This window comes from Streptomyces sp. NPDC006510, from assembly GCF_040611955.1.
In the GTDB taxonomy this organism is placed as follows: Bacteria; Actinomycetota; Actinomycetes; order Streptomycetales; family Streptomycetaceae; genus Streptomyces.
In genome coordinates this window covers 1-11220 of record NZ_JBEXPH010000235.1, presented here as the reverse complement: position 1 = coordinate 11220, position 11220 = coordinate 1, and the positions used below count along the sequence as shown (strand labels likewise).

Annotated in this window: 5 protein-coding genes and 1 pseudogene; 1 reads left to right on the top strand and 5 read right to left on the bottom strand. The window is 73.7% G+C overall.

Translation table 11 applies throughout. From position 1 onward, the window contains the following. Positions 1-291, bottom strand: a pseudogene (locus ABZY11_RS38770) (myo-inositol-1-phosphate synthase); the annotation flags it as partial. Positions 292-453: 162 nt separating this feature from the next. Further along, positions 454-1245: a Tat pathway signal sequence domain protein gene (locus ABZY11_RS38765; RefSeq protein WP_356483673.1), complete on the bottom strand. Its 792-nt coding sequence runs from the start codon at positions 1243-1245 to the stop codon at positions 454-456. A 365-nt stretch (positions 1246-1610) separates the two neighbouring features. Between ABZY11_RS38765 and ABZY11_RS38760 the strand changes: the two genes are divergently transcribed. Continuing rightward, positions 1611-2513, top strand: coding sequence for a hypothetical protein (locus ABZY11_RS38760; RefSeq protein ID WP_356483672.1), 903 nt, complete (start codon positions 1611-1613; stop codon positions 2511-2513). A gap of 68 nt (positions 2514-2581) precedes the next feature. On the opposite strand, the gene ABZY11_RS38755 is transcribed toward ABZY11_RS38760, so the two are convergent. The 3 genes from ABZY11_RS38755 to ABZY11_RS38745 form a co-directional block, all read right to left on the bottom strand. Continuing rightward, positions 2582-3943 carry an MFS transporter gene (locus ABZY11_RS38755; RefSeq protein ID WP_356483671.1) on the bottom strand — a complete coding sequence of 454 codons (1362 nt, stop codon included), beginning with the start codon at positions 3941-3943 and terminating at the stop codon, positions 2582-2584. After that, positions 3940-4923 (bottom strand): ornithine carbamoyltransferase, encoded by a 984-nt coding sequence (locus ABZY11_RS38750; RefSeq protein ID WP_356483670.1) that lies wholly within the window; start codon positions 4921-4923, stop codon positions 3940-3942. The genes ABZY11_RS38755 and ABZY11_RS38750 overlap by 4 nt, the downstream gene beginning before the upstream one ends. A gap of 5 nt (positions 4924-4928) precedes the next feature. After that, on the bottom strand, positions 4929-11220 hold a 6292-nt coding region (locus tag ABZY11_RS38745), incomplete at its 5' end, for an amino acid adenylation domain-containing protein (RefSeq protein ID WP_356483669.1).

Genomic DNA, 11220 nt, shown 5'->3' with positions numbered 1-11220 from the left:
GGCGCCGCGCACACCGTCGAGGAGTGCGGCGGGCAGTACGCCCGCGCGGGCGAGTTGCCCGGCCCTCGCCGTCAGCGGGACGGAGACGACGTCGTGTCCGCCGAACACGAGGTCGGCGAGGGCCGGGAGAGATGCGTCGCGGAACGGGGGAAGGTCCGTGACGCATCCGTCGGAGGAGGCGCTGCCCGCGACGATCGCGGCGGCGCCGACGGTCGCGGCCGTGGCGACCGAGCCTCGTGCGCCGATCATCCAGACGCCGATGCGGGATGGAGTTCCGGTCGTGGCTCGCATGGTGGGCTGTGCCTCCTGAGGCGTACGGGAGTGAGGTGTGGTCCCTGGGTCCTGTCCGGCCCTGATCCGCCGGACAGGACCCGGGCCCGGGTCCGCGACCTGGGGCTTCTCGTTCGGATCACGCCGGGCTCGCGGGGTGCGGCCTGATCCGAACGAAAGACCCTAGAACTTGCCCAGGTCGGCGGGGTACGGGTAGCTGTCGAAGGCCTTGTCGAGCTGGTCGGCGCTGCGGTGCTGCCACTTGCGGGTGACACCGTGCACGGTCCGCCGGGGCAGGTGCTTGTTGTCGTTCGCGTCGGTGACCGGCCGGCCGATGGACTGGAGCTCCCAGGCGACGCCCGCGAGCCGGTTGATGTGCGTCCACCACCGCACGTCGATGTCCAGCAGCCGGAAGCCGGCCAGGAAGGGGTGCCAGCGGTGGTAGGCGTGGGTGAAGTCCGGCGGCGTGAAGTTCATCATGTGGACCTTGTTGCCGGCCGGTCGGCGCGGGTCGAACAGGACGCCCTGGCCGAACTCCTGGAAGGCGTGGACGAGGCCCTGCGGGTTGTGCCGGTAGAACTCGCGGTAGACCTTGCGCTGGGCGTCCGACAGAAGTACGAAGGCGTCACGGTTGGGGCGGATGAGCTCCAGGAAGCTGCGCGGGTAGCGGCCGCCGGAACGGGTCGCGGCCCAGCCCGCGTCGACCTTGGTGAAGTCGCCGAACGGCTTGCAGATGACGTCGACGGCCTCGACGAGCTCGGGCGTCGGGTTGTAGTAGAACCGCTCGTCGTACTCGTACCAGAACTCGTTCGCGCGGCGGTCGCCGACCATGCCCGGCACCTCGGGGAATCCGCCGTGGGGTCGGCCGTGTGCGGCGGCCGGCAGAGTGCCGGCCACCGTCACCGCGGCCGCCGCCCCGGCGATGCCGGCGGCGGCCTTGAGGACGCCCCGGCGGTCCATGGTGTTCTGCGGCATCGGTGGATCTCCTTCGTCGGTGGGCGGTGCGGGGGTTGCGGTGATGGGACAACCTTCGCGGGGCGGACTATGTCCGTCCTATAGCGGCCCCGACAGGAAGAGATCGCCTGGTCGCAGGGGGTGTGAGCGGCGCCGAAGCCGCAGCGATGCCGGGACGATAGGGCGACGGATTACGTTCTTCCGGAAACGGATGTACGAACACTTACATCGTTTTTCGGTCACCCAAAGGGCCGTTACCGGTCACTGCCCCCACCAGTGAAAGAGGCACTGTGGTCACATTGACAAGCACCCCGGTCCAGCAGAAGAACACCAACGACGGGGACACCCCCCGATTACATCGCCCCCTCGCCTGGTGCGCGGCGGCCATGGCCCTGCTCGCGGTGGTCGCCACGGGCGGCCTGTTCCTCGACGGGCGCACCGTACTGGGTGAGGGGGTGTGGCTCAAACCCCTGAAGTTCGCGGTCTCCTTCGGCCTTTACACGATCACCCTCGCCTGGATGATCGGCCGGACGGAACGCTGGCAACGCACGCTGCACAGACTCGGCACGGTCACCGTGGTGCTGTTCATAGCCCCGGAGATATCGATCATCACGTTCCAGGCCGCGCGGGGCGTGCGCAGTCACTTCAACGTGTCGTCCACGCTCAACGACGTCCTGGTCAAGGCGATGGGCGGCGCGGCGTACGTCGGCTGGGCCATGACGCTGCTCCTCGGCGTCTTCCTCGTGTGGCAGCGCAAGGTGGACCGGCCGCTGGCCTGGGCCATCCCGATCGGGCTGTTCGTGTCCCTGGCGGGCATGTCGATCGGCTATGTGATGACCACCCCCACGGCCGCGCAGCAGCGGGCCCTGGACGCCGGAGAAAACCCGCCCACGCTCGGCGCGCACAGCGTCGGGGCGCTGGACGGCGGTTCCGCCATGCCACTGACCAGCTGGTCGACCGGTGGCGGGGACCTGCGAGTGGCGCACTTCGTGGGCCTGCACGCGTTGCAGCTGCTGCCCCTCGCCGCCGTGGGCCTCGGGATGCTCGCCGGGCGGCTGTCGTTGCTGCGGGGCGAGGGCACGCGTACGGCCCTGATCGTCATCGGCGGTGCCGGTCATGCCGGGCTCACCGCCCTGCTGCTGTGGCAGGCGGAGCGGGGTCAGCCACTGCTCGAACCCGACCGCCTCACGCTCACTGCCGCCGCCGGGCTCGCCGGCGCGGTCGCGGTGGCGGTCGCCGTGGTGCTGGCGACGGCGTCGCGTGACAGGCACGGCTCACCCGGGGACTGACGTTCCCGGCGCACGAGGAGGAGGGGTCACCGCGGCTGCGGTGACCCCTCCTTCCGGTGCGCCGCCGGTCAGCCGGCCTTGGCGAAGGGGCCCCGGCGCAGGGCCGGGGAGATCAGGGCGGCGAGGGCCGTCACGGCCATCGCGAGACTGAGCCCGAGGATCGTCCGGGTCGGGCCGAGGCCCTCCAGGGCGAAGCCGGCCGCGACCGGGCCCGCGGCCATCGCACCGCCACCGACCAGCATCGCCAGGGAGTTGGCCCTCCCTCGCATGCTGTCCGGAGCGATCCGGACGAGATAGACCCCGCCCGCCACGTTGAACACACCGCCCACGTAGCCGCTCAACGCGAAGATCGCGCCAAGGGCGTAGGGGTCGCGGAGCACTGCGACCGGGACCATCAGCAGCGCCCACACCGCCAGTCCGCCGATCACCAGCGCGCGCATCGACAGACGTTCGGTCCACCAGCCACCGCTGAGCGCCCCGACCAGGCCGCCCGCTCCGCTGAGCGAGAGCACGACGCCCACCTGGAACTCGGTGCCGCCCGCCGTCTGGATACCGGACATCACGGCCAGGTTGAGGCCCTGGAAGAGGATGTTGGAGACGGCTACGGCGGCCATCACGGCGCGCAGGAAGTGCTGGCGCCACATCCAGACGAGGCCCTCGCGGACTTCGGCGGCGAGCGCCGTCCGGGAGACGCCCGTCCGCTCCTGCTGGAGTTTTCCGCGTACCCCGAACAGGCAGAGCACAGCAGCGAGTTGACCGGCCGCCGCGGCCCCGAACGGCAGCGCGGCGCCGAGCGTGACGAGTCCGCTGCCCAGCGGCTGGCCCGCGATGGCGGCCCCCCGGGTGCGGGCCTCGTTGCCGGTCATGGCGGCGCCGATCTGCTCGGGCGGCACCACGGCGGGCACCGCGGCCCGCTCGGCCAGCTGGAACAGCACACCGAGGGTGCCCTCGACGAACGCGGCGGCCAGCAGTGCCCACAGCCGGACGTGCCCGCTCAGCAGGAGCCCGGCGACCGCACCGGCCACCACCGCCTGTCCCAGTCCCGCCACCAGCATGACGCGCCGCCGGTCCCAGCGGTCGACGAGCGCTCCGCCGGGCAGTTGCACCAGGAGCTGCGGGAGCAGCAGCGCGGTCCCGACGAGCCCGGCGTCACTCGGCGACCTGGTCGCCCACAGGACGGCGAGCGGATACGCGACGGCGGTGGCGCGCCCGGCGAGCAGCGAGAGGCCGGCGCCGCCCCACAGCAGGCGGTAGTCACGGTTGCGCCGCAACGGTACGGGCGGCGCCGTGGCCTCCTCGTCCGGTACGGCCTCCGGCGCGAGCTCCCCGGCCGCCTGGTGCCGCTCGTCCGGCACGGCGTCGTCCCGCTGCTCGGCCAGGAGCCACGGCAGCACCGCCGGGTCGGTCACGGACTCGGTCGCGGGTTTCATCGCGCGGCCACCAGGGTGCGGTCCTCGGACGGGGTCGCCGCGACCGGGGGCGCCTCGGCCTGCGGAGCGGTGCGGACGAACTCCAGCACCGCCATCGCGCTGTGCATCTTGTTGGTGGCCTGGGCGAAGGCGATGCTGTGCGGTCCGTCCAGTACCTCGGCCACGACCTCCTCGCCCCGGTGGGCGGGCAGGTCGTGCATGAACACGGCGTTCGGGCTGGTCTCCCACAGGGCGGGCGTGACCCGGAACGGGGCGAAGATGTCCCGCCAGTCCGGATCGGGCTTGCTGGTGCCGGTGGTCTGCCAGCGGGTCGTGTAGATCACGTCGTAGCCGCCGGTCAGCCCGTCCATGTCGTGCCGCTCCACCAGTGTGGCGCCGGTGCGCGAGGCCTGTGCGCGGGCCCGGCGCAGGATCGCGTCGGCGAGGCCGTAGCCGGGCGGGGTGCGGACCTCGAAGTGGACGCCGGGGAAGCGGGTGAGGGCGAGCGCGAGGGCCGCCGCCGTGTTGTTGCCCTCGCCCGCGTACAGGATGCGCAGACCGTCGATGTGGCCGAAGTGGCGCACCAGTGTGGTGAGGTCGGTGAGTGCCTGGGTGGGGTGTTCCTCGGCGGTCATGGCGTTGACGACGGACATGGTCTCCTGCCGTGCCCAGCCCCGCAGTTCGGCCTCGGGCCCGGCGGTCCGGGCGACGAGGACGTCGAGCATCCCGGACAGGACCCGGCCGGTGTCCTCGGTGGTCTCGCCGGTGTTGAGCTGGAGGTCGCCGGGACCGTAGGCGATGAGGGAGCCGCCCAGCCGCAGCGATCCGGAGGAGAAGGCGGTACGGGTGCGGGTGGAGGTCTTGGCGAAGTAGACGCCGACCACCTGGCCGTCCAGCGGTGCGGGCCGCCGGGCGAGACCGGCGGAGAACTCGGCGCCGCGGTCCACGATCCGCCGCAGCTCCGCGTCGGTGAGGTCGTCGATGGAGATCAGATGGCGCATGGGGGTCAGCCTTCCTGGGCCGGGTCGTGGGCCGTGCGGACGTCGAGTGCGGCGGCGAGGTGCTCCACCGTGTGGTGGCGCAGTGCCGTCGCGAGGTCGAGGGGGAGCCCGGCCCTGCGGGCGGCGAGCAGCAGGGGCGGTACGAGCAGGGAGTCGCCGCCGAGGTCCCTGAAGTCGTCGTGCACGCCGACCTGTTCGAGGCCGAGGATCTCGGCCCAGACGGCGGCGAGCCGCCGCTCGGTGTCGGTGCGCGGCTCCTCGTAGGGGGCGTCGGCGGCGGTGGCGGCGCGGGCCACGAGGGCGAACCGGTCGCGTTTGCCGTGCTCGCCGAGCGGGAGCGCGGGCACGGCCGTGACGGTCGCCGGGATGACGGCGGCGGGCAGGACCGTGCGCAGCCGGTCGCGCAGGGCCGGTACGGAGACGGTGTGTCCCTCGGCGGGCACCACCCAGGCCGCGAGGCGTTTGCCGCCGTCGGCGGCGTCGACAGCCGCGACGAGGGCTTCGCGTACGGAGGGATCGGCGGCGAGTTCGGCCTCGGCCTCGCCGGGCTCGACGCGGTGTCCGCGGATCTTGACCTGGTCGTCGGCGCGTCCGACGAACTCCAGGGCACCGCCGGGGAGCCGGCGGGCCAGGTCCCCGGTGCGGTAGAGGCGGGCGCCCGGCAGTCCGTACGGGTCGGGCAGGAACGCGGCGGCGGTCAGATCGGCACGTCCGGCGTAGCCGCGGGCAAGCCCGTCGCCGCCGAGGTGCACCTCACCGACGATGCCGTCGGGCACCGGCCGCAGCGTGCTGTCGAGGAGCCGCAGGGTGACGCCGGGGAGCGGGGAGCCGAGAGCCACGAGGGTGCGCGGCCGGCGGGTCCGCTCGGGGGCGTGGACGCTGTCGGCGTGCTGGAGTCCGGCCCGGACGCCTTTCGGTTCCGCGACGGGCCGCGGCACGGTCGCGCACCGGGGCAGGACGCGCAGTGCGGTGGCGGCGACGGTGGCCTCGGTGGGGCCGTACTCGGCGGCGAGGAGCATGCCGCCGGCCCGGACACGGGCAGCGACGCGGTCGGCCTGGGCGGCCGGGTAGGCGTCGCCCGCGCAGATGGCGAGCGCGGCCAGGCCACCGAGTTCGGCGTCGGTCAACTGGGCTTCCAGGAGCGCCAGATGGCCGGGGGTGAGGCCGACGAAGGCGTAGGGCGCACCCTTGAGGAGTTCGGCTCCGAACTCCCCCGGCCCGTAGTCCTGCGGGAGCAGCCGCACGGTCTGGCCGGTCATCAGCGGCGCGTACAGCGCGGGGAGTCCGAGGTCGAAGCCGACGGAGGTGAACCACGGTGCGCCGCCGGTGCCCGCCGCCGCGTACTGTTCGACCGCCCAGTGCAGGTAGTGGGACAGGGAGCGGTGGCTGATCTCGACGCCCTTGGGGGTGCCGGTGGAGCCGGAGGTGTGCAGGACGTACGCGAGCCGGTCGGGGTCGTGGACGGTGGCGGGCCCGGCTGGTACGGGTGCGTCGGTGAGGTCCTCGGCGATCAGGAGCGGGCGGTCGCCCAGGCGGGCGGCGTGACGGCGTTCGGTGACCGCGAGCGCGCAGTCGATGCCCGCGATCCGGGCGTCGGGGGTGCAGGGGTCCACGGGCACCTGCGCGGCGCCCGCCTTCCAGACGCCCAGGAGCGCGGCCACCAGGTCGGGTCCCCGGTCCAGGAGTACGGCGACGCGGGTCTCGGGCCCGGCGCCGAGCGCGCGCAGCCGGTGGGCGACGGCCTCGGCGCGGGCGTCGAGCGCGGCGTAGGAGAGGGTGGCGGCCTGGAAGGAGAGGGCGGGGGCCGTCGGGGTCCGGGCGGCCTGGGCCTCGAACGCGCCGAGCACGTCGGCGGGTGTGTCGGAGTGCGGCAGGGCGGGCGCGGCGAGGGCGCCGCGCTCGTAGGCGTCGGGGTAGGCGCCACGGGCGTCGCCGTCGGCGCCGGTGCGCGCCATGTCGGCGAGGACGGCGGTGTAGAGCGCGGCGAGGCGCTTGGCCCGGCCCCGGGAGAGGGTGCGGGTGCGCGAGGCGATGGACAGGTGGCCGCGCACGGGGGTGCCGACGACGAGCCGGAACTCGTTGGGGCTGTCGTCGCGGCTGGCCATGATGTCGATGAGCTCGGTGTCGACCTGGTGGAAGTCCAGGTAGTGGAAGAGGACGTCGATGAGGTGGGATTCGCCGCCGGGTCTGCGCATGGCGGGCATGGGGTAGCGGCGGTGCGGCCACAGCTCGATCTCGCGGGCGAAGACCTGCTGGGCGAGTTCGCCCCAGGTCCTGGCGGTGCGCTCGTAGGGGAAGGGCACCGAGTTGAGGTACATGCCGGAGACGCGTTCGGCGCCCGCCTCCTCGGGGCGCGCGTCGGCGACCATGCCGCCGCGGAACCGCTCGGCGCGGGTGAGCAGCGACAGGACCTTGCTGTGGGCGGCGTGCAGGACGCTCTTGTAGGGGACCTCGGCGGCGGTGGCGAGGGCGCGCAGGCCCGGTTCGACGCCGCCGAGTGGAATGTCGATGCGGTAGCGCTCCTCGCCCTCGTCGTCGCCCTGCCACCCGGCGGGGACGCTGAACCGCTCGTACGTGTCGACGATGTGCCGCCAGTGGGCGCGGTCGGCGGGGTCTTCGAGGGAGCGCAGTTCGCCCGCGACGAAGTCGGCGTAGCGGACGGCGGGCACGGGCGGGGCGGGCTCGGGCTCGGCGCCGGAACGCAGCGCGCGGTAGGCGCGCAGCATCTCCATCAGCTGGGAGTGGTAGCTCCAGCCCTCGATGACGGGGTGGCACTCGGTGATGGAGAGCCACCAGCTCTCGTCGTCGAGGAGATGGACGGCCATCCGCATGAGCGGCGCGCGGGTGAGGTCGAAGAGTTCTTCGCGGTCGCGGTCGGCGAACTCCCAGAGGGCCTGTTCGCGGCGGGCGGCCGGCAGGTGGCGCAGATCGTCGAAGACGCAGGGCATCCGGGACGCGGCGTGCACCAGCTGGAGGGGCCGGGAGTAGCCGTCGAGGGCGAAGGAGGTCCGCATGACCTCGTGCCGTTCGACGATCAGGTCGGCGGCCCGCCGGAACGACTCGGGGTCGAAGGGGAGTTCGTCGCGGATCCGGAAGGAGGTGATGTTGTGGTAGCGGTTCTCGGTGCTCCGGCCGTACATCTCGACGAGCATCCCGGCCTGGGTGAGCGAGACGGGGTAGGCGTCGGTGACGTCGGCGGGCAGCGCGGCCCGGTCCTCCTCGCCGATGAGCGCGAACCGGGCGACGGTGGTGCCGGTGGGTTCGGCACCGTGGCCGACGGCGGCGCGCAGCCGGGCCACGGTGCGGTGGGCGAAGATGTCGCGGACGCTGGTCTCCCAGCCGGCCTCGCGCAGGGCGCCGACGAGGGTGACGGCACGGATGGAGTCGCCGCCGAGTTCGAAGAAGTTGTCGTGGACGCCGACGAGGTCGCGGCCGAGGACGGTGGCCCAGACCTCGGCCATGGCGCGTTCGGTGGCGTCGCGGGCCTCGACGTACGCGCCGACGGCGGTGGCGTCGCGGCCCGGGGCGGGCAGGGCACGCCGGTCGAGCTTGCCGTTGGCGGTGAGCGGCAGGGCGTCGAGGGTGAGGCAGGCGGCGGGCACCATGTAGGACGGGAGGGTCTCGCCGATGTGGGCGCGCAGTGCGGCCGGGGCGAGGGCGTCGGGGTCGGCGCCGTCGGCGGGGACGACGTAGGCGACGAGTTCCCTGGCGCCGGGGCTGTCCTCGCGGACGAGGGCGACGGCTTCGGCGACGGCCGGGTGCGCGGTGAGCACGGACTCGATCTCGCCGGGCTCGATGCGGTAGCCGCGGAGTTTGACCTGGTGGTCGGCGCGGGCGACGAAGTCGAGGTTGCCGTCGGGCAGGACGCGCGCGATGTCGCCGGTGCGGTAGAGCCGGGCGCCCGCCGGGCCGTAGGGGTCGGGCACGAAGCGCTCGGCGGTCAGGTCGGGGCGGCCCGCGTAGCCGCGGGCGAGGCCGATGCCGCCGATCCACACCTCGCCGGGCACGCCGACGGGCAGGGGGCGCAGATGCTCGTCGAGGACGTACATCGTGGTGTGCGGGATGGCGCGGCCGATGGGGACGAGTTCGGTGGTGACGGGCCCGTCGAGGAAGTACGCCGAGTTGCCGACGGTGATCTCGGTGGGGCCGTACTCGGCGGCGAGACGGGTGCCGTCGGGGCCGGCCGACGCGGTCCAGCGCTCGGCGAGCCGGGCGGTGAAGGAGTCCCCCGCGGCGATCACGAGACCGGCCAGGCCCTGGATCTGATCGGACGTCAACTGCTGCTGGAGCAGGTCGAGATGGCCTGGGGTGAGTTTGACGAAGGAGTACGGGGCGCCTGCGGCGAGCAGGGCGCCGAGGTCGGCGGTGTCGAAGTCCTGCGGGAGCAGGTCGACGCGCTGCCCGGTCATCAGCGGCGCGTACAGATCGGGTACGCCGAGGTCGAAGGCGATCGACGAGAACAGCGGGGCACCCGAGGTACCCGCGCCCGCGTACGCCTGGACGGTCCAGCCGAGGTAGTTGGCCAGGCCGCGGTGGGTGACGAGGACACCCTTGGGGCGGCCGGTGGAGCCGGAGGTGTAGATGACGTAGGCGAGCGCGTCGAGGTCGTAGGAGGCGGGCAGGGCGGCGGTGGCGACCGTGCGGGCGGCCTGTTCGGCCGGGTCGTCGGTGACCAGGACGGTGGGGCCGTCGAAGCGGTCGGCGTAGCGGGTCTCGGTGAGGACGACCCGGGTGTCGGTGGCGGCCAGCATGTGGCCGACCCGCTCGTCCGGGTAGCCGGGGTCGATGGGCACGTAGGCGGCGCCCGCGCGCCAGATGCCGAGCAGGGCGGCGACCAGGTGCGGCGAGCGGTCCAGGAGGACGCCGACGGTGTCCTCGGGGCCGATGCCGAGCCCGGCGAGCCGGCGGGCGTACTGCTCCGACTCCTCGGCGAGCCTGCGGTAGCTGTACGCGGTGCCGTCGTGGCGCAGGGCCGTGGCGTCGGGGGTGGCCGCGGCCTGCTCGACGATCGTCTCCAGAACGGGCCGCAGGGCGGTGGCGTCGAGGGCGTGGCCGGTGCCGACGGGGGTGGCCGGCCCGTCGAGGAGCAGGGCGCGCTCCTCGGGGCCGATCGGGTCGAGCGCGGAGAGCGGGGCGTCGGGGGCGGCGGCGATCTCCGCGAGGAGCCGGGTGTAGTGCCCGGCGATCCGCGCGGCGGTGGCCGCGTCGAAGAGGGCCGTGGCGTATTCCAGGCTGCCGTGCAGGGTGCCATCGGCGCGCTCGGTGAGGTGCAGGGTCAGATCGAAGCGGGCGATGGCGCCGGAGGCGGCGACGGGCTCGGTGGCGATGCCGGGCAGTTCGGGTCCGTCGGAGCCCTGGCCGGACGCGAGGTCGAACATGACCTGGAAGAGCGGCGTGGTGGACAGGTCTCGCTCGGGCTCCAGCTCGTCGGCGATCCGGTCGAACGGCGTCTCCTGGTGGTCGAAGGCGTCCAGCACGGTGGTGCGGTTGGCGGCCAGGACGTCACGGAAGGCGGGGTCGGCACCCCAGCGTGCCCGCAGCACCAGGGTGTTGTACGCGTATCCGGCCATCTCCCGCAGTTCGGGGCGGGTACGTCCGGAGACGGCGGTGCCGACCGGGACGTCCCGCTTGCCGGTGTAGCGGCCGAGCAGGGTCTGGTAGGCGGTGAGCAGGACCATGAAGAGCGTGGCGTCGCCGTCGCGGGCGATCTCCCGCAGCGCGGTGGCGGTGGCGGCGGGGACGTCGAAGCCGTGCGTGGCACCGCCCCAGGTGCGCACGGCGGGGCGGGGCCGGTCGGTGGGCAGGGCGAGCGGCTCGGTGCCGGCGAGCTGTCCGCGCCACCAGTCGAGTCCGCGGTCGGCGTCGGGGCCGATCTGCCTGCGGGCGGTCCAGGCCGCGTAGTCGGCGTACTGGACGGGCAGTGCGGGCAGTTCCTCGCCCCGGTGCAGGGCGGCGAGGTCGGTCAGGAGCAGCGGGCGGGTGAGCGCGTCGCAGGCGATGTGGTGCATGACGACGAGCAGCACGTGGTCGTCGGGGGCGAAGCGCAGCAGCCGTACCCGCAGCGGGTGGTCGGCGGCCAGGTCGAAGGTCTCGGCGGCGCGCGCCTCGGTGAAAGCGACGGCGGCCGCGTCCCGTGCGGTGGCGTCCAGGCCGGGCCGGACGCTGACGGCGAAGTCGACGGGCCCAGCCGGGTCGACGACCTGCCGGGGGTCGGCCGCGTCCAGGACGTAGCGGGTGCGCAGGATCTCGTGGCGGGCGGCGAGCGCGTCGAACGCCTCGCGGAGGGTGCCCGGCGAC

Excerpts from the sequence above, each read along its gene's own strand:
- ABZY11_RS38765 (WP_356483673.1), bottom strand. The coding sequence starts at position 1,245 with ATGCCGCAGAACACCATGGACCGCCGGGGCGTCCTCAAGGCCGCCGCC.
- ABZY11_RS38760 (WP_356483672.1), top strand. The coding sequence starts at position 1,611 with ATGGCCCTGCTCGCGGTGGTCGCCACGGGCGGCCTGTTCCTCGACGGG.
- ABZY11_RS38755 (WP_356483671.1), bottom strand. The coding sequence starts at position 3,943 with ATGAAACCCGCGACCGAGTCCGTGACCGACCCGGCGGTGCTGCCGTGG.
- ABZY11_RS38750 (WP_356483670.1), bottom strand. The coding sequence starts at position 4,923 with ATGCGCCATCTGATCTCCATCGACGACCTCACCGACGCGGAGCTGCGG.